15 protein-coding genes, 2 pseudogenes and 2 CRISPR repeat arrays (1 of these 19 running past the window's edge) are annotated in these 19396 nt (G+C 38.9%); of the genes and pseudogenes, 14 read left to right on the top strand and 3 right to left on the bottom strand.

Translation table 11 applies throughout. The annotated features are described in order from the left end of the window. Positions 1 to 313: direct repeats of the CRISPR family, unit length 32 nt (it extends 845 nt beyond the left edge of the window). Positions 314 to 702: 389 nt separating this feature from the next. From cas3 to O2S85_RS13505, 9 genes and pseudogenes are all read left to right on the top strand, one after another. Beyond that, positions 703 to 3135 (top strand): CRISPR-associated helicase Cas3', encoded by a 2433-nt coding sequence (gene cas3, locus O2S85_RS13545; protein ID WP_269409837.1) that lies wholly within the window; start codon positions 703 to 705, stop codon positions 3133 to 3135. A 203-nt stretch (positions 3136 to 3338) separates the two neighbouring features. Then, complete coding sequence (cas5c, locus tag O2S85_RS13540) at positions 3339 to 4058, top strand: type I-C CRISPR-associated protein Cas5c (protein ID WP_269409836.1); 720 nt, start codon at positions 3339 to 3341, stop codon at positions 4056 to 4058. After that, positions 4055 to 5953 carry a type I-C CRISPR-associated protein Cas8c/Csd1 gene (gene cas8c / locus O2S85_RS13535; protein ID WP_269409835.1) on the top strand — a complete coding sequence of 633 codons (1899 nt, stop codon included), beginning with the start codon at positions 4055 to 4057 and terminating at the stop codon, positions 5951 to 5953. The genes cas5c and cas8c overlap by 4 nt, the downstream gene beginning before the upstream one ends. Then, positions 5950 to 6795 (top strand): type I-C CRISPR-associated protein Cas7/Csd2, encoded by an 846-nt coding sequence (gene cas7c, locus O2S85_RS13530; protein ID WP_269409834.1) that lies wholly within the window; start codon positions 5950 to 5952, stop codon positions 6793 to 6795. The genes cas8c and cas7c overlap by 4 nt, the downstream gene beginning before the upstream one ends. Next, positions 6785 to 7441, top strand: coding sequence for a CRISPR-associated protein Cas4 (cas4, locus tag O2S85_RS13525; RefSeq protein ID WP_439649407.1), 657 nt, complete (start codon positions 6785 to 6787; stop codon positions 7439 to 7441). The genes cas7c and cas4 overlap by 11 nt, the downstream gene beginning before the upstream one ends. Further along, on the top strand, positions 7438 to 8469 hold the full coding sequence (gene cas1c, locus O2S85_RS13520; protein ID WP_269409832.1) for a type I-C CRISPR-associated endonuclease Cas1c: 1032 nt from the start codon (positions 7438 to 7440) through the stop codon (positions 8467 to 8469). The genes cas4 and cas1c overlap by 4 nt, the downstream gene beginning before the upstream one ends. Positions 8470 to 8478: 9 nt before the next feature. Beyond that, positions 8479 to 8769 carry a CRISPR-associated endonuclease Cas2 gene (gene cas2, locus O2S85_RS13515; RefSeq protein ID WP_269409831.1) on the top strand — a complete coding sequence of 97 codons (291 nt, stop codon included), beginning with the start codon at positions 8479 to 8481 and terminating at the stop codon, positions 8767 to 8769. Positions 8770 to 8926: 157 nt separating this feature from the next. Beyond that, a CRISPR array of direct repeats spans positions 8927 to 12290; the repeat unit is 32 nt; unit sequence GTCGCATCCTTTATGGGTGCGTGGATTGAAAT. A gap of 27 nt (positions 12291 to 12317) precedes the next feature. After that, a pseudogene (gene tnpA / locus O2S85_RS13510) lies at positions 12318 to 12503 on the top strand (IS200/IS605 family transposase); the annotation flags it as partial. A 5-nt stretch (positions 12504 to 12508) separates the two neighbouring features. Then, positions 12509 to 13379, top strand: a pseudogene (locus tag O2S85_RS13505) (RNA-guided endonuclease TnpB family protein). Between the two features lie 87 nt (positions 13380 to 13466). On the opposite strand, the gene O2S85_RS13500 reads toward O2S85_RS13505, so the two are convergent. Next, positions 13467 to 13637 carry a hypothetical protein gene (locus O2S85_RS13500; RefSeq protein WP_269409830.1) on the bottom strand — a complete coding sequence of 57 codons (171 nt, stop codon included), beginning with the start codon at positions 13635 to 13637 and terminating at the stop codon, positions 13467 to 13469. A gap of 113 nt (positions 13638 to 13750) precedes the next feature. Here O2S85_RS13500 and yxzF point away from each other — a divergent pair, with 113 nt between their 5' ends. Further along, the gene (gene yxzF / locus O2S85_RS18975) at positions 13751 to 13861 is read left to right on the top strand and encodes a small protein YxzF (RefSeq protein WP_500796416.1); all 111 of its coding nucleotides are present in this window, start codon (positions 13751 to 13753) and stop codon (positions 13859 to 13861) included. Positions 13862 to 14020: 159 nt separating this feature from the next. Then, complete coding sequence (locus O2S85_RS13495) at positions 14021 to 14173, top strand: hypothetical protein (protein ID WP_269409829.1); 153 nt, start codon at positions 14021 to 14023, stop codon at positions 14171 to 14173. 292 nt (positions 14174 to 14465) lie between these two features. Here the strand turns inward: O2S85_RS13495 and O2S85_RS13490 are convergent, their stop codons facing one another. After that, positions 14466 to 16184: an IS1634 family transposase gene (locus O2S85_RS13490; protein ID WP_269409828.1), complete on the bottom strand. Its 1719-nt coding sequence runs from the start codon at positions 16182 to 16184 to the stop codon at positions 14466 to 14468. A 287-nt stretch (positions 16185 to 16471) separates the two neighbouring features. Between O2S85_RS13490 and O2S85_RS13485 the strand changes: the two genes are divergently transcribed. Further along, positions 16472 to 17638 (top strand): TraB/GumN family protein, encoded by a 1167-nt coding sequence (locus O2S85_RS13485; protein ID WP_269412587.1) that lies wholly within the window; start codon positions 16472 to 16474, stop codon positions 17636 to 17638. Positions 17639 to 17842: 204 nt separating this feature from the next. On the opposite strand, the gene O2S85_RS13480 is transcribed toward O2S85_RS13485, so the two are convergent. Then, positions 17843 to 18019: a YjzC family protein gene (locus O2S85_RS13480; RefSeq protein WP_269409827.1), complete on the bottom strand. Its 177-nt coding sequence runs from the start codon at positions 18017 to 18019 to the stop codon at positions 17843 to 17845. Between the two features lie 331 nt (positions 18020 to 18350). Between O2S85_RS13480 and O2S85_RS13475 the strand changes: the two genes are divergently transcribed. Beyond that, positions 18351 to 18575: a YdbC family protein gene (locus O2S85_RS13475; protein WP_269409826.1), complete on the top strand. Its 225-nt coding sequence runs from the start codon at positions 18351 to 18353 to the stop codon at positions 18573 to 18575. A gap of 20 nt (positions 18576 to 18595) precedes the next feature. Next, entirely contained in the window at positions 18596 to 19141 is a 546-nt protein-coding gene (locus tag O2S85_RS13470; protein WP_269409825.1) for a hypothetical protein, read from the top strand. Positions 19142 to 19396 lie beyond the last annotated feature (255 nt).

The following is a 19396-nucleotide window of genomic DNA, read 5'->3' as shown; positions in this document are numbered from 1 at the left end:
ACGTCATTTGGCGAGTATTTCAATCCACGCACCCATAAAGGATGTGACCACTAGCGAATATTAAGTTTCGTAAAGTTAAAGGATTTCAATCCACGCACCCATAAAGGATGTGACGTTTACCTTTTGAATGCTTGCAATACTTCTCCACATTTCAATCCACGCACCCATAAAGGATGTGACGCGGTAACAAGTACAAACCCAGCCAGGCTACTAGAATTTCAATCCACGCACCCATAAAGGATGTGACCGGTCTGGGCGATTTATATAGGAGATGATGTTATATTTCAATCCACGCACCCATAAAGGATGTGACTCCGATTTTCCCCAAAAACTGGTTGGAATCAATCTATTCTTAATAAAAGCCATATTTTCTTTAACAAAATAATCTTATTGACAATAAAAATGTAAATAACTGGATGGGCTATAGCAGAATATAGGTGCGAAATCACCCGGAAAATTATGTGAACATGCCATTCGCACTACTGGCTATCCATTTCACTGTGTATGACCATTTTTAGTTTACATTCTATTAATACCATTGTACGTTACCTCTTCACTCATTTTCAACATTATTTTAATTTATTACCATAAATAAATAAATTCTATCATTTGCAATAGATTAGATTCAAAAGGTGTGGTAAAATAGTCTCGTATCCATAATTTACAGTAAAATAAAAATGTAGATTAACAAGGGGTGCTAGAATGGATTATATCGCACATATTAGACAAAGCGATGCAAAGATGCAAACGGTAAAAGAACATTTAATAGAAGTGAAAGCGTTGGCTGAACAATATGGGGAACCGATCGGAATAAAACATTTGGCTGGACTTGCTGGAATGCTACATGACCTCGGAAAATATACAAATAAATTTAGGGAATACATACTAGAGGCAGTGAATAATCCTGATGATCCGCCGAAGAGAGGAAGTGTGGATCATTCAACTGCAGGTGGAAAGTTATTATATGAACGGTTTCACACAGAAAAAATTGCTCGTTTAAAGGGAATGGTAGCAGAAGTGGTTGGAAATGCCATTATTTCCCATCACTCATTTCTACATGATTTTATCACGCCAGATTTGGAATCGAAGTACTTAAAAAGAGTGCGTGACAAGGATGAAAGGGATCTTCCCGAATTCAAACATTCAGTTCAGTGTTTTTTTCATTCAATAATAAATGAAACAGACTTTGATGATTATGTTGAAAAAGCATGTTGGGAATTAAACAGTTTTATTGCCAATGAGCCTTATGAAGATAGTGAAAAGCAATTAATGTTTTTAACCAAATTTGTATATAGTGCCTTGATTGATGCAGATCGAACAAATACGAGGCTTTTTGAAGAGAATAAAGAAAACGAGCAAACCGACTATCAATCTTTGTTTCGTCAGTATTATGATCGACTACAAAATAAATTACAATCTTTGCAGAATCAACCATCAGCGAATACACCTATTAATCAGTTGAGGAGTGAAATGTCCAAGCAATGTGAAAAATTTGCCTCTAGGCCATCAGGTATATTTACATTGTCCATTCCAACTGGGGGAGGAAAAACATTAGCAAGTTTGCGCTATGCCTTAAAGCATGCACTTCTTTATAACAAAAAAAGAATTATCTATGTTGTACCTTATACTACAATCATTGAGCAAAATGCAGAAGAAGTTAGAAACATTTTACAAGATAGTCAAAATATACTCGAACATCACTCTAATATTGTTGAGGACATGGATGATAACGATGAACTTCAAGATGGCATCATGACGAGGCAGCAAAAATTAAAGCTGGCAAAGGATAATTGGGAATCACCTATCATTTTTACCACAATGGTTCAGTTTTTAAATGTGTTTTATGCTAAGGGAAGCAGAAATATCAGACGGTTGCACAATCTAAGCGAATCAATCATTGTGTTTGATGAAGTGCAGAAGGTCCCGGTAAAATGTGTATCCTTATTTAATCAAGCTTTGAATTTCCTAAAGTCTTACTGTCAGTCCAGCATGCTCCTTTGCACAGCGACTCAGCCTGCATTGGACTTTGTGGAACATAAATTAGAGATTGATACCGATGCTGAAATGATAGAGAATCTAGATGATGTAGTCGATGCATTTAAACGGGTGGAAATTATTGATGAAGCCACTGATAGAGCAATGAATAACGAGGAATTGGCGGAGTTTGTAGATCAGAAGTTAAATGATGTACAGAGTGTATTGGTTGTTCTTAATACAAAAACAGTAGCCAGGAACCTGTACCAAGAGTTAAAAGAAAAAATAGGGCTAGTCCACATTTATCATTTGAGTACGTCCATGTGTGCGTCCCATCGAAATGAAATTTTAAATGAGGTAAGAAGCGAACTGAGTGAAGGAAATAAGGTAATTTGTATTAGTACCCAACTGATAGAAGCTGGTGTAGATATTAGTTTTGATTGTGTGATTCGTTCTCTGGCAGGTCTTGATTCCATTGCGCAGGCGGCTGGACGTTGTAATCGTCATGGGGAAAAAGAACTGCAACAAGTTTATGTGGTTGATCATGCAGAAGAAAACCTTTCCAGGCTAAAAGAAATAAAAAAGGGTAAAGAGATTGCTGCTAATATTCTTATCGATATGAAAAAAGATGCAAATAAACACGGTGGCAACTTGTTATCCCGACAAGCGATGCAGTTCTATTTTAAAAACTTTTATTCCGGATTCAAGGATGAATTAAATTATCAAGTAAAGCAAGTACGGCAAAATATGACTGAACTGTTAATGTCAACTCGTGCCAACAACAAATATGTTCAAGCATATCAAAGTAAAACCGGAAAGGGACTACCGTTGTTTATAACTGGAAGCTATAGAACCGCGGCTGAACATTTTCATGTAATTGATAATGTTACTACCTCTGTATTGGTGCCATTTGGAAAGGGTAAATCCATTATCACTGAATTAACTGGAAGTGATAGAATTGAGGATCTTACGAGGCTTCTGAAGACCGCACAACATTATTCGGTTAATCTTTACAAATATGAATTGGACGAGTTAAGCCTTAATGATGGACTAATATCATTTTTTGATGGACAAATTTTTGCATTAAAAGAGGGATTTTATAGCCGGGAATTTGGACTAGATTTAAAGAATGATTCTAATTTAGACCTTGTTATGTATTGAAAAACCTATCTTAGCTCAAGATAGGTTCCCAAATAAAACACTATATTTTTCAATCCACGCTTTTAGCAAGCGAATTTAATTATAACACATAATAAAATAGAATTTAAAATTCATATAATGTTTAATTATGATTGACTGAATCCATTAAATCAATTAAAATATAAATATGTTATAAAATTTTAGAAAATGGAGGTGATGATCCATTGCGGAATGGTATTGAATTTGAGCTTTATGGAGACTATGCCTTATTTACCGACCCGTTAACGAAAATTGGAGGGGAAAAGCTTTCCTATCAAGTCCCAACCTATCAGGCACTTAAGGGGATTGTTGAAAGTATTTACTGGAAACCAACTTTATTAATGATTGTAGACGAAGTCCGTATCATGAATTCTATTCAAATGGAGTCTAAGGGTATTCGTCCGATTGAATATGGTGGTGGGAATACACTTGCAAACTACACATATTTAAAAAAACCAAGATACCAGGTGAAAGCGCATTTTGAATTTAACATGAATCGACCGGATATGGAGTTTGATCGAAACGAGGAAAAGCACCATAGCATTCTAAGGCGCTCACTAAAAGCCGGAGGGAGAAGGGATATCTTTCTTGGTACAAGAGAATGTCAAGGTTATGTAGAGCCCTGTACCTTTGGTGAAGGAGAAGGCTTTTATGATGACAATGATGAGATCTATTTAGGCACTATGGTACACGGAATTAATTATCCAGATGAGACAGGGGAAAATCAGATGGAGGTCCGTCTTTGGAATCCGGTAATGAAAAATGGTGTAATTCAGTTTCCAAGACCGGAAACATGCACAAATGTTAGATCGGTAAAGAAGATGAAATCAAAACATTTCGATCAGGAAAACGTGCAATCTGTTGATGAACTAACAACAATTTTAGGAGAGGAGGTGGATAGATGAGTTGGCTACACAACCTATATAAAACTTACGAAATGAATCAAGATAGGGTGGGCGTTGTGGAAAAAACAAGTAACGGGAGAGAGTACACGTTACTGCCCATCTCGCATACGACCCAAAATGCCCATATTGAAGTGGATATAACAGAAGACGGTGAATTTCAAAATGCAAGAGTCATTGATAAAGAAAGTACGTTGATACCGTGTACGGAGGATTCAGCCAGTCGAGCAGGATCCAAAATTGCACCGTATCCGCTGCATGACAAATTAAGTTATGTTGCAGGGGATTTTGTGGCCTATGGCGGGAAAATAAAAAAAGAAGAGCCTTTTGCGTGTTATATAGACCAACTAGGGAACTGGGCAAATTCACCATATGGCCATGACAAGATTAAAATTATTTATTCTTATCTGCGAAAAAAGCGCTTAATTCAAGACCTGGTTGCAAAAAAAGTGCTTTACCTTGATGAAGAGGGCAACTTAATTGGGAAATGGAATAAAAAATATGAGGCAATTCATGGAGAAAAGCCATCTATTTTTTCAGTGGTTAGTGGTGGGCAGGAAAGCGCTTTTGTGCGTTTTAATGTTTATTCGCCTGATAAAGTATTAACCAAAGTGTGGGACGATAAAGAAGTATATGATTCATTTATTCGTTATTATAATGGGCTATTACAAGATGACGATCTTTGCTTTGTAACTGGGAAAACGCAACCAAGCACGGAACGGCATGCTAACAAAATAAGGCATGCCGCTGATAAAGCAAAGTTAATTTCAGCGAACGATACGAGTGGATTTACGTTTAGAGGTCGTTTCAATAAAAGTCATGAAGCTGCAAGTATCAGTTATGAAGTCTCCCAAAAAGCTCATAATGCGTTAAAATGGCTGGTTAATCGTCAAGGGAAGATGATCGATCAACGCGTCTTTCTTGTGTGGGGAAATGACGATTTAGATATCGTAACCCCGGAAGAAGACACGTTTGCTATTCACCCAGAAATAGTGGTGAAACAAGAAATAAAAACCAATACGCTGGATCATTTTGCTAATGAGATTGCCAAAGCTTTGGATGGTTATAAAAATGATTTAGCCTTAAATTCTGATGTCAACATATTGGTGCTTGATTCGGCGACTACCGGTCGAATGGCTGTACTCTATTATCGTAATTTCAACAAAGAAATTTATTTAAACCGATTGAAAAAATGGCATTCAAGTTGTGTTTGGCTACATCGGTATCGTAAAAACGATCAAAATAAGTTTGTTCAATTTTGGGGGGCACCTGCAACGCGGGACATCGCCTTTGCTGCCTATGGACCAAGAGTAAATGAAAAAATTGTAAAAGAATTAATGGTTCGGATGTTACCGTGCATTATTGACGAACGTAAAATACCACAAGATATTGTAAAAAGTGCTTTCTATCGAGCTTCCAACCCAGTCGCCATGGAAAAGTGGGAATGGGAAAAGACGCTCAGTATTGCATGTGCACTAATAAATAAGCAGGAAGAACAGGAGGGATTCAGCGTGGCTTTAGATCATGAGATTAACGATCGTGATTATCTGTTTGGTCGCTTGTTAGCAATTGCTGACGTTTTAGAAAGACGTGCCCTTGATCAGGACGAAACACGAGCAACCAATGCGATTCGGTATATGAATTCATTTTCTAAACATCCGGTAAGAACCTGGAAGACTTTACAAGAAAGTCTGCAGCCTTACCAAGCTCGTATGGGTAAAAGAGCTGGTTACTTATCAGGAATGATTGATGAAGTTGCTTCAAGAATGGATATTAATGATTTTAATGATAAACCGTTATCTGGAAAATACTTATTAGGCTTCTATAGTCAACGTAGAGAATTATACCAAAAAAAGAATAAAGATGAAAAAACAAATAGCGAGGAGCAATCACAATGACCACTTTAGATCACAAAATTGATTTTGCTGTAATTCTATCTGTTACCAATTCAAACCCAAATGGGGACCCTTTAAACGGGAATCGCCCCCGACAAAATTATGATGGCCATGGAGAAATTTCCGATGTTGCAATTAAACGGAAAATCAGAAATCGTTTACTGGACGCTGGCGAATCCGTATTTGTTCAATCTAATGACAGAAAGGTAGATTCATATAAGAGTTTAAAAGAACGTGCGGATGCTAATTCCGAATTAAGTAAGGCGGTGAAGGCAAAGGATAATGAAGCATTCGCTCAGGCTGCATGTAAAGAATGGATCGATGTACGCAGCTTTGGACAAGTTTTCGCTTTTAAAGGGTCAGATGTTTCTGTGGGTGTACGTGGTCCGGTAACGATTCACACCGCCACCAGTATTGACCCAATAGATATCACAAGTATGCAAATCACTAAAAGTGTGAATTCCGTTACAGGAGATAAAAAAGGTTCTGATACCATGGGGATGAAGCACCGTGTTGATTTTGGTCTGTATTTATTTAAGGGTAGCATCAATACGCAATTGGCTGAGAAAACCGGGTTTACCAACAATGATGCTGATAAAATTAAACAAGCACTCATTACATTGTTTGAAAATGATGCATCTTCAGCACGTCCCGATGGAAGCATGGAGGTCCACAAGGTTTACTGGTGGGAACATAAATCAAAACTTGGACAATATTCATCTGCTAAGGTACATCGCCTGATAAACATTGAACCTAAACAAAATGATCCAAAAAGCTTTGATGATTACGAGATTACGTTAAACGAACTAGATGATTTGGCGGTTGAGGTTATTGATGGGCAATAAAGATGAAGATTATCTGATGTTGTCAGGGATCCAGCATTTTCAATTTTGTCGCCGGCAGTGGGCGCTTATTCATATTGAACAGCAATGGGAAGAAAATATAAAGACTGTTCAGGGTCAAGACTTACATCAAAAAGCGGATCAACCCTTGATACGGGAAAAGCGTGGAAATAAACTGATTGTACGGGCAATGCCTATTTTATCTCATGAACTAAAAATAAGCGGAATTTGCGATGTAGTGGAATTCATAAAGGATTCAAATGGCGTTGAAATTAGTGGTGAAAAAGGGAATTATATTGCTCACCCTGTTGAATATAAACGTGGTAAACCGAAAAAGAATGATGCAGATATTTTACAATTAACAGCCCAAGCAATGTGTTTAGAAGAAATGTTGCTTTGTGAAATTAATAAAGGATATATGTACTACAATGAAATAAAACATAGGGTTGAAGTTCCGTTAACACAGGAAAGTAAAGGTAAAGTAAGAAATGTTGTCAAGGAAATGCATGAGTATTATCAACGAAGGCATACGCCCAAGGTGAAGACGGGTGCATTTTGCAAAAACTGTTCACTACAGCATATTTGTTTGCCAAAACTAATGAATAAACGGTCGGTAAAAAGTTATATTGAAGGGAAGATTACCGAATGAAAAAGCTTCTAAATACATTGTTCATCACACAACCAGACGTTTATTTATCATTAGATGGTGACAACATTGTTTTGTTGAAGGAACAAGAAAAGCTTGGCAGGTTACCACTTCATAATTTGGAATCAGTTGTAACGTTTGGGTACACTGGTGCAAGCCCTGCATTAATGGGGTATTGTGCAAGAAAGAACATTTCATTGATGTTTTTAACAATAAATGGAAACTTCCTTGGTAGATTCATTGGAGAAAGCAGGGGAAATGTTGTTTTAAGGAAACAACAATACCGAATATCTGATGATGAGGGTAAGTCTGCGTTAATAGCTCGTAATTTTATTATCGGTAAAATATACAACAACAAGTGGATACTTGAAAGAATGACAAGAGATTACCCATTACGCATTGATGTGGAAAAATTTAAAGAAGCATCCAGTCAATTATCCTCTGTTATTCGTGAGGTAAGAAATTGTGAGGATTTAGATAGTTTAAGGGGATGGGAAGGACAGGCCGCCTTAATTTATAACAAACTGTTTAATCAAATGATTTTGCAACAAAAAGAGGATTTTTCTTTTACCTTACGAACCAGAAGACCTCCTTTGGATAACGTGAATGCAATGTTGTCGTTTGCTTATACTTTATTGGCAAATGATACAGCTGCGGCTCTGGAAACAGTAGGTCTTGATGCATATGTGGGTTTCATGCATCGGGACCGTCCTGGTAGAGCGTCTTTGGCACTGGATGTTATGGAGGAATTAAGAGGGATTTATGCTGATAAGTTTGTGATCTCCTTGATCAATAAAAAGGTAATGAACAAAGCTGATTTTGTAAAAAAAGAAAACGGGGCTATTATTATGGCCAATGAAGCGCGAAGGAAGTTCTTATCGGCTTGGCAAAATAAAAAGCAAGAAAAAATTACCCATCCATATCTTAGTGAAAAAATTACATGGGGATTAGTTCCATATGCGCAGGCTTTATTGTTGGCTCGATTTTTAAGAAATGACTTAGATGAGTATCCACCATTTCTATGGAAGTAGGTGTACTTATTGTTAATTTTAATTACGTACGATGTAAGTACTTCAAGTAGTGGAGGAACAAAACGATTACGAAAGGTTGCAAAAGCATGCCAAAATTACGGACAACGGGTGCAGAACTCAGTATTTGAATGTATTGTTGACTCAACGCAGTTAGCAGCCTTGAAGATTGAACTTGTGGGGTTGATTGATGAGGAAAAAGATAGTTTACGGTTTTACCGGCTTGGGGATAACTATAAAACAAAGGTGGAACATATAGGGGTAAAGGAATCTATTGATTTAGAAGATCCGTTGATATTTTAGTGCGAACCATAAGTGCACATAAAACCCCCGGGCGATTCGCACTGATTTTTTAAGCATAATAGGGCTTGAAATGTGGTGATTAATGTAATTTCTTTTGACTTTCGTGAAAGTTAGCGTGTTTTTAACTGAAATTACCTTATTTTAGCGAAAAATCGCTGTCGCATCCTTTATGGGTGCGTGGATTGAAATTCCGGGAGGACTTGACGGATAAATCGAGCGCAAAGAGTCGCATCCTTTATGGGTGCGTGGATTGAAATATTCCTACATCGGAAGATTGGCGGGAGTTGAAGGGTCGCATCCTTTATGGGTGCGTGGATTGAAATAAAAACGGAGAGACCTATACCGTAACCAATACGGAGGTCGCATCCTTTATGGGTGCGTGGATTGAAATAGATATAACAGAAGAACAAACCAGGAAAACAATAAGTCGCATCCTTTATGGGTGCGTGGATTGAAATAGAATAGCGTCATAACGAACGAAATGATCGCAGGTGTCGCATCCTTTATGGGTGCGTGGATTGAAATTATAAATGAACAAGCAAAACAAATTGCACTTAGAGTGTCGCATCCTTTATGGGTGCGTGGATTGAAATGTATTTTGTGATACAATAAGAACAAATGTTTCCGAGTCGCATCCTTTATGGGTGCGTGGATTGAAATTACACCGCATTTGCGGTATGGGCTTACGGTGAAAGTCGCATCCTTTATGGGTGCGTGGATTGAAATCCTCTACCTCTTTAATTACAGTAAGGCGACCATAAGTCGCATCCTTTATGGGTGCGTGGATTGAAATAAACAGCAATAATGTGGCTTTGGAAATAAGAGCAAGTCGCATCCTTTATGGGTGCGTGGATTGAAATCTTTACAGGGATAGCTATTACAACAAAGAAAACACGTCGCATCCTTTATGGGTGCGTGGATTGAAATGTGGCAAGGCATGGTTGCCAACACCAAGGCGTACGTCGCATCCTTTATGGGTGCGTGGATTGAAATTTCACCGTGTTGTCTCTTCAACTCGTCAAACAGCGTCGCATCCTTTATGGGTGCGTGGATTGAAATCCGATCTCACCGTCAACATACTTCGCGTCAACCTTAGTCGCATCCTTTATGGGTGCGTGGATTGAAATATTAGGCGAAGGAGTGACGGCACAGGACGTTGAAGGTCGCATCCTTTATGGGTGCGTGGATTGAAATATCTTTTGAGTTTGTGAATGTCAATTTCCTCATAGTCGCATCCTTTATGGGTGCGTGGATTGAAATGAGATTTATGACAAGCCAATGCAGACAATCCAAGTCGCATCCTTTATGGGTGCGTGGATTGAAATGTTTCCATCCAGACCTAACTCCTTTTCAATCTCATTGCAGTCGCATCCTTTATGGGTGCGTGGATTGAAATCTCTAGCGGTAGCAAGTCCGGTAAAGAGGGCAAGTCGCATCCTTTATGGGTGCGTGGATTGAAATTATTAAGCGATTTATGCAGTCAGTTGACCGTAAGTCGCATCCTTTATGGGTGCGTGGATTGAAATGTTTACGGTCCAACCGTAGAGAACGAATTCAAGCGTCGCATCCTTTATGGGTGCGTGGATTGAAATAAAACGGGTGGCGGAGTTGATCCGTGCCCTTGGTTGTCGCATCCTTTATGGGTGCGTGGATTGAAATATCAATGAATCTTCACTTGACGAAAAGAAAGACTGTCGCATCCTTTATGGGTGCGTGGATTGAAATCTTGCGCTCCTTATATACCCGACGCTTGTACTCAGTCGCATCCTTTATGGGTGCGTGGATTGAAATGACATTGAACCGGAAGAGCCTACGGACTGGCTGTCGTCGCATCCTTTATGGGTGCGTGGATTGAAATAACCGCCGAATCGGACGAAAATCGACGGTTGAAAGTCGCATCCTTTATGGGTGCGTGGATTGAAATCAATATCACCTCCTGTTTTGGCTTATCATCTGTAGTCGCATCCTTTATGGGTGCGTGGATTGAAATATGAATCCACTCGTGGAATTGCTTTTAATGCGGGGAGGTCGCATCCTTTATGGGTGCGTGGATTGAAATAACTGAGCTTGCGCTGAATCTAATCCTGTCAGTCGTCGCATCCTTTATGGGTGCGTGGATTGAAATACTTAGGAGTTCGCAATTTAGGAGGAAAAGGGCAAGTCGCATCCTTTATGGGTGCGTGGATTGAAATGGACCAACCGCTGAGAACGACTTTCAGCCAGGCGTCGCATCCTTTATGGGTGCGTGGATTGAAATCGGTTAAGTCCAGCGATGTCAAGACGATTATTTATGTCGCATCCTTTATGGGTGCGTGGATTGAAATAGCCAGGGCGATCATAGCATCATTCCTGGTCTTAGTCGCATCCTTTATGGGTGCGTGGATTGAAATTTTGTCATGGGTAAACCTCTATCAGATGGTAAAAGTCGCATCCTTTATGGGTGCGTGGATTGAAATGGGTGCGTGCGGTTAATACCCACGGTACAGCAAGTGGTCGCATCCTTTATGGGTGCGTGGATTGAAATGACTTTTTCGATCGTTTTATCAACTTGGGAAGTATGTCGCATCCTTTATGGGTGCGTGGATTGAAATATTTGCTTGTCGTATATCCTGAACAAGTGTAATCCTGTCGCATCCTTTATGGGTGCGTGGATTGAAATAAGTCAACTGACAATCTGATTATTGCCCTTAGACGTCGCATCCTTTATGGGTGCGTGGATTGAAATTGTGGATACCCGTATATAAATTGCTGTTTTCATGTCGCATCCTTTATGGGTGCGTGGATTGAAATCGGTCACACTTAAAACGGGGCCACCAGCTACGGCGTCGCATCCTTTATGGGTGCGTGGATTGAAATTCTAATTTTTCATAATCCTTTTTAGCTTTTGGATGTCGCATCCTTTATGGGTGCGTGGATTGAAATCAGGATATCGCAGGTTACGGCATTTTGAAAAGTGGGTCGCATCCTTTATGGGTGCGTGGATTGAAATGCGTGACCAATCTTATCAAAAAGTTATCCGGCAAGTCGCATCCTTTATGGGTGCGTGGATTGAAATTACCCGACTTGGGAAGAATATAAGAAATTGCTTGCGTCGCATCCTTTATGGGTGCGTGGATTGAAATTAATGTCGGGATCTCCGCCTATAAGAGTACTTAGCGTCGCATCCTTTATGGGTGCGTGGATTGAAATATAACAGCGCTGTGGATAGCATTGCGGATTTTAGTCGCATCCTTTATGGGTGCGTGGATTGAAATTCAACTATTCCATTTGCTTTAAGACCAGTTACTTGTCGCATCCTTTATGGGTGCGTGGATTGAAATCTAACTGTCTGTTTACTTGCTTTATCTTTCTAGCGTGTCGCATCCTTTATGGGTGCGTGGATTGAAATCCAATATGGATCATAGATTGATAGATATTCGCTATGTCGCATCTTTTATGGGTGCGTGGATTGAAATAGATTAGGAACAACTTTAATATCAAAGTTCTTGTGTCGCATCCTTTATGGATGCGTGGATTGAAATATGTAAACAGTAACATCATTCCCACAATCACATAGTCCAGCTAATATCATGGCGAAAATCAAAGGAGTGACTTCTAAAAAATTGAGAGAGGAGTTTCCTCATCTTCAGCACTTGTCAAGTCTTTGGACACGTTCTTATTTTGTATAAACCGCGAAAAATGTATCGAGTGAAACCATTAAACGCTATGTTGAACAACAAAAAACAAGGGGGTGAATAGCATATCGCAAACGATAACAATTAAAATTAAACTACTTGCAACGAAAGAACAGTCTTCTATTTTGTATGAGATGAGCCAAACGTATATCTCTACCATCAATACGCTTGTATCTGAAATGGTCAAGGAAAAGAAAAGCACTAAGAAATCAAGCAAGGATATTCATATTCCTCTACCAAGTGCAGTGAAAAACCAAGCAATTAAAGAAGCTAAAAGTGTTTTCAAAAAAGCATAGAAGAATAAATATGAAGTTGTTCCCAATTTAAAGAAGCCTGTCTGTATTTGGAACAATCAAAACTATTTCTTTGACTCCCCCCATATTTCAGTGTCCATTATGGTCGGTGGAAAAGTAAAGAAAACATCAATTCGTGCTTTATTGATTAATAAAGATAACCGTAATTTAGAGTTGCTTAAACACAAGTTAGGTACCCTACGCATAACGAAAAAGTCAGGTAAATGGATTGCCCAAATTTCCATCACGCTCCCTACATTGGATGAAAGACCAAGACCATAAGGTTAGTCGAGCAATTATAAATTTTGCAAAAGAAAATAACATTTCCGTCATTCGCTTAGAACAGTTGGCGAATATTAGGGAAACGACAAGAAACAGTCGTAAAAACGAAAAAAACTTGCACACATGGTCATTTTATCGTCTATCACAATTCATTGAATACAAAGCAAAGTTAGAAGGCATCAAAGTTGAATATGTAAATCCTGCCTACACCAGTCAAACATGCCCAAAGTGTGCTACAAAGAATAAGGCACAAGACAGAAAATACAAGTGTACATGTGGATTTGAAAAACATCGTGATTTAGTTGGTGCAATGAATATTCGTTATGCACCTGTGATTGATGGTGGTAGTCAATCAGCCTAAGATGCTATATGCACTGTCTTAGGAGGGGCAATGAGATGCCCTCATCTTGAAGGCTGTTCAAAACAGAAATGGACTGCGAACGCATAGTCATTCAAGAATCCCACCCGTAATACTGTAAGGTATAGGGCTTGCACCTTTAGCCGTGGGAGTCTCAAAAACTGCACTGTTATTATGAGCCAACAGGAGAGGAATGTAATGAGGTTTATCAAACATTTTAACTGGATTTTTTTGAAAGGTTCCTAATATATTTCTATTCATGCCTTCTTTAGATTTGATTTAAAAGAAAAAAGTTATCGATAAGGACCCTTTAACCGATTCATAAATCCTCCAATTAGCGGAAGTATATAAATAACTGCACGATATTGGAGGAGATGGCAATCAAACGTATTATCAGGATGTTAATCAAATATGGCCCGGTTATTTATCCGGTGATTCGCAAAGTCATGGAAAAGCGAAGGCGGGAAAAGGAGTATGAAAGCTAAACTGGTTATTTCAAATCGGTTTAGCTTTTATTTTACTGTTTTGAACAGCTCGTCCATTGTTACACGAAACTAATTCGTTGTTTGTTCGTATATATATATATATATATATAACAAGTTGAATTAACTGAAAAAAATTGAATAAGCAAAGGTGGGGAAAACATGAAAAATGGAAGTGATGGATTAGCCTTCGTGGGATGCGTTGTCCTTGGATCGGGGATCGGTATGCTTGCCGGTAACCCGGGTGCTGGCGGAACGATTGGTGTTGGAGCAGGCTTTTTGGCAATGGCGTTGATGAGAAGGAAACAGGGTTAAAAACATAAGGTCAAAAAAGCAACATTTTCATGATTTACAGTCCTTATCATCTGGATTGTTCACTTGCATGATGGACAGATTCATGTAAGCAGCACAAAAAAGAAGGAATTGTCTTCATTGTCGAATTGCCAATTAGTTAGTTCCATTGTTAAACCAAAATTATTCATTCTAATTTCCTTCCATCTGGTTTATGATTATAATCTCGTCTTTGACAGTTTTTAAAGAGTAAAACCTTCCAAAGCCTTGTTTTGAAAGGTTTTGGAAGGTTTTTTTCATGATCAAAAATTGAGTACTATTTTGCTTTCTTCAATTGTTTTAAAATTTTTTTCATGTCCTTCAACGGAATAATTTCATAGTCTGTTCGAAACCCGAACACCTCATGCAATTTATCCGTTAATTCATCCCGCTCGTAAAGGGGAACATAGCCTTCACCAGATACTTCCATCACCTCCATATCACGTAATTTTTGAATGATTGTGGGACAAGTGAATGCCTCTCCTAATTTTTGCTCTACGATACGATAGGTTAGTAAGGCGAGAAAACAAGTCAGAAAGTGGGCTTCGACCCGATCGTCATTTCGTACATACACAGGTCTTGATTTCAGCTCACTTTTCATGATGCGGAAACTTTCTTCAATTTCCCAGCGTTGATGATTGATGCGAATCAATTCCAGTGGATCGGACTCCAAATTGGTACATACACCATAAAACCCGTCATATTGTGCTTCTTTTTGAATTTCCTCCTCATCTATTGTGAAATTTGCCTTCTCAGCAACTTCTCCGTCTTTTGTTGCGTATTGTGCCTGTATAAAACGGGCAGGATCATTGGCTCTTTTCTTTTTGAGGGAAGACGGTTTTTTTACCTTTTTCAATGCTCGTTCGACCTGTCTCTCCCGAATGGTTTGTTGATAATGTTTATATTTGGGCGAAAACGTGACGAGAAGCCGCTGTTCTAAATTTCCTTCTTTTATCCAACGCTCCTTGAAATAAGTTGTTTGATTCCCGGAACTATCGTCAATGTTAGAAAGATGAACGGCTTTATCACCTGGTTTTACATGCCACCCTGCAGGATCAAGCGCCCATTCTTTCAAATGTTTTTTTAACTTTTTGATGGATTGTGTGGTTATGTACCCGCGCCCGCCCAGCGTATTGTATATGCGATTTTTCTTAGAAGATAGGCCTGCATCCGTACAGACGACGAACCGGGATAACTCAAAATCTTTTAAAATCCTTTTTTCCAAAGGCTTAAGAGATCCTTGTTCATTCTCATTCCCTCTGAAAATAGAAAAAGCAAGGGGAAGACCGGAGGCATCCATAAACAACCCCATTTGAACAATTGGATTCGGCCGATTTTCTTTGGATACACCGTATTGTTTGTCCCCATCCTCTTGTTCGATTTCGAAATAAAAATTGGTGCAGTCGTAATACAAAATTTTTTTGTTACGCTTGACTAATTTCAGGCTGTTTTTATAAACCGTTTGTTGAATGAAATCTGTTTCCTTTTTCAGTACATCCAACGCGCGATACAGTTGGTGGGGCTCGCATTGAATGCCTTCTAACAAGGATTGTGCCTGTTCAAACGAGTTCTTTTTGGACGTAGGATGCAGCACGCGCATATAAATTAATTTGGACAGGATTTCATTTAGGTCATAATGAAACTGATATTTTTCCTGAATGGTCTTTGTCGTGTGTTGTAAACCTAGTTGGTAGTAAACGGATTGTAAAAACAAATAACCAACATTGAATGAGCGTCGTTGATTGCGCTCAACCATTTTTCGCGGATTATATTTCGCGATAATGACCGCACTTTTTTGTTTCTTTTGTTCAGTTAATTTTTTTGCGTAGGCCCGCGCCCATTCCTCAGGATCCACACCCGGATGTTTTTCACGGATCTCCTTTTCATTTCCGAGCGCTTCCACAACTTTTGTCGTTGATTTTCCGTTGATATCACGGACATTTTCGATGACGGAATAGGAAACGGAATTCTTAGACACACTCTTTTTAATGCGCATCGCTATCCCTCGATTTCCTTTAAATACGTCTAGCATAACATAGTACTAAATAGTACTCAATAATAAAATTGGAAATTTGACAAAAAAAATAAGCCCCTCACAAGGCTTACGGCGTTTTTTTGGAAGTGAAACTGTCAAACTCCCGGAATTGTCTTCATTGTCGAATTGCCAATTAGTTAGTTCCATTGTTAAACCAAAATTATTCATTCTAATTTCCTTCCATCTGGTTTATGATTATAATAGTAATTACAATTATGTTTCATGCTGAACGTAGAAGGAAGGTAACCATGTCGGAGGAAAATATAACAAGACTTACTATAGACGATAAGGAATTCATATTGATCGGTACAGCCCATGTTTCCAAACACAGTGCGGAACAGGTTAAAGATGTGATTGAGGCAGAGGCGCCCGATTCCGTTTGCATCGAATTGGATGAGCAACGCTACCAATCCATTATGGAAGGAAATAAGTGGAAGGATACCGATATTTTTCAAGTGATTAAGGACAAAAAAGCAACATTGCTCTTAATGAATCTAGCTATCTCCTCATTTCAGCGGCGGATGGCCAAACAATTCGGTATCAATCCAGGGCAAGAAATGATTCAAGGCATCCGTTCAGCTGAAGAGACTGATGCAGAGCTTGTACTAGCGGATCGGAATATTCAAATTACCTTTTCCCGGATCTGGGGAAGCATTGGTTTTAAAGGGAAAGCGACCCTACTGACACAAATTATCGGCAGTATTTTTAGCAAAGAAAGTATTAGTGAAGAAGAATTGGAAAAGATGAAGAACCGGGATACCATCGATACGATTCTAAACGACTTTACCGAGGGTTTTCCCAGGTTAAAAACACCATTAATTGACGAGCGTGACCAGTATTTGGCCCAGAAAATAAAAAACGCACCGGGCAAAAAAATCGTTGCCGTCCTTGGTGCAGCTCATGTTCCTGGAATTACAAAGGAAATATATAAAGAACATGATCTCAAAAAATTATCGGAACGTCCACCCAAATCAAAAGCGCCTAAAATTATTGGCTGGTCGATACCAATACTGATTATTGCATTAATTGTTTATACTTTTTTGGCGAATCCGGCTGCCGGGTGGCAACAAACCATTAGCTGGATCCTGTGGAATGGTTCATTCTCGGCACTCGGGGCGATCATTGCCCTGGGACATCCGCTCGCCATTATTACCGCGTTTATTGCAGCGCCCATTACCTCGCTGAATCCTTTTATCGCCGCGGGGTGGTTTGCTGGCATTGTTCAGGCCTATTTCCGCCGGCCGCACGTTAGTGATTTCGAAAATCTGTCTGAAGATGTGTTCAGCTTTAAAGGTTTTTGGCATAACAAAGTTACGCGTATTCTGTTAATTGTCGTCCTGGCAAATCTGGGAAGCTCGCTAGGAACGTTTATTGGTGGTGCGGATGTGATAAGGTTGTTTTTTAAGAACTTGTAGGCATAAAGTATTGAAGCCTGTTACTTTCGGTAAAGAATTAAACAGCCAACTTGAAAAAACAGGAATCTCATTGAGGTTCCTGTTTTTTGTTAGCATACGTAACCTATTATTTCCGAGGAGCACTGAATTCTTAGGCTCGATGTTTGTAGAACGGGCAACCATATGAACAGTGCCTCACCGCCATTCATATGGTTGAAATCCCATTTATCCTTTCTCATATGTCCAAACTCGGTCGTGATTTGAGTTCTGTGGAAATTTCTCGCCTGCCTTTAATTTGACAACTTTTGGATCATTGACATTGTTGCCTGTTTCACCAATTTCCCGATAGATACCGTTATTTGGTGCCTTTTGTCCAAAGCGAAAATGACTGTATTCACCCATATTGACCACTCCTTATCCAACGTTTTTCTTAGTATGGCTGTTTAGGTAGCCAGCCATTCGAAAAAAAGGATAAATGTTAGTAGTCGTTTGGGATAAAAAAGTTTTTTCGGAGCAGAAGATATGATTCAGGGACAATATCAAAAAAGTCTATTTTTTTATTTTTGACTTTAAAATTGAAAAATAGGAGGGATCCGCTAAAAGATTTGATCAAAATATGATATGCGTGTCGAATTTTGGATTTATTTTAACCATCAAAAATAAATTTTGCTGATTTGTGTTATATGTGTGATCCTTTATAATGAAAATATCCAAACATGATGGAGGTTTTAAGATGGCAGATATTAAATACGAAATCATTGAAACGATTGCAGTACTTTCCGAATCCCCAAAAGGTTGGACGAAGGAATTGAACTTCATTAGCTGGAATGGTCGTGATCCGAAATATGATATCCGGGATTGGGCGCCTGATAAGGAAAAAATGGGAAAAGGTGTGACGCTAACCAAAGAAGAGTTGGAAAATTTAAAGGAAGCTTTGGCGGATAAGAATGAAAAGTAACTGAAAAAGGAATGTTGCGTATGGATCCTCATATACAATCCCATTTTGATGCGTTGCAGTCGCAGGATAAAAATGTCCAGTACGAGGCGTATCTCCATATATTGGTGGCAACGAACGCGAAAGTGGGCTGGTCCTATGAAGTATGGGATCAGTTAAAAGACGATTTAACCGACCCAGATCCGTATAAAAGGTCAAGATCAGCACAGTTCTTAGCTCATTTGGCGATAAGTGATCCCGACAAGCGAATGTTAACAGACTTTCCGACATTGTGGGAAGTGACGAAGGATAAAAAAATTGTTACTGCCCGACATAGTCTTCAATCCATTTGGAAAGTCGGTCTTGCGGGCAAAACACAAAAGGAAATGGTTGTGCATCACCTTACGACAAGATTTGAAAATTGTACACAAGAAAAAAACTATACTTTGATTCGCTATGATATCATCCAGTCTCTGAAAAATTTGTATGATCAAGTACAGGATCCGTTCATTAAACATATCGCTTTGGATTTAATTGAAACTGAAGAATCGGACAAGTATCGGAAAAAATATCAATCTATTTGGAAGTAGAATGGTGTAAGGGAAGGAGATTTAAAAGTTGCGGGGACCGCTAAACAAAGGTCAAATCTGCTCGACAAACGATGGAAACCGCTTGAAGAGAGTGGACAACTTTTAAACAATTTATGTAGGAAAAATATAAACAGAAGGCGGTTACCAAACATGTTGGTGGCCGCCTTTTTAAAAAATACGAAGGGAGCATTGTCTTTGCATTCCGTTTCATTAACGGGTAAACTTATTATAATTTAGAAATTTTGAGTAAATAGA

Source organism: Lentibacillus daqui (assembly GCF_027186265.1).
GTDB lineage: Bacteria > Bacillota > Bacilli > Bacillales > Amphibacillaceae > Lentibacillus_C > Lentibacillus_C daqui.
The sequence above is the reverse complement of the archived record's forward strand: the minus strand, read 5'-3'. Positions and strand labels throughout refer to the sequence as shown.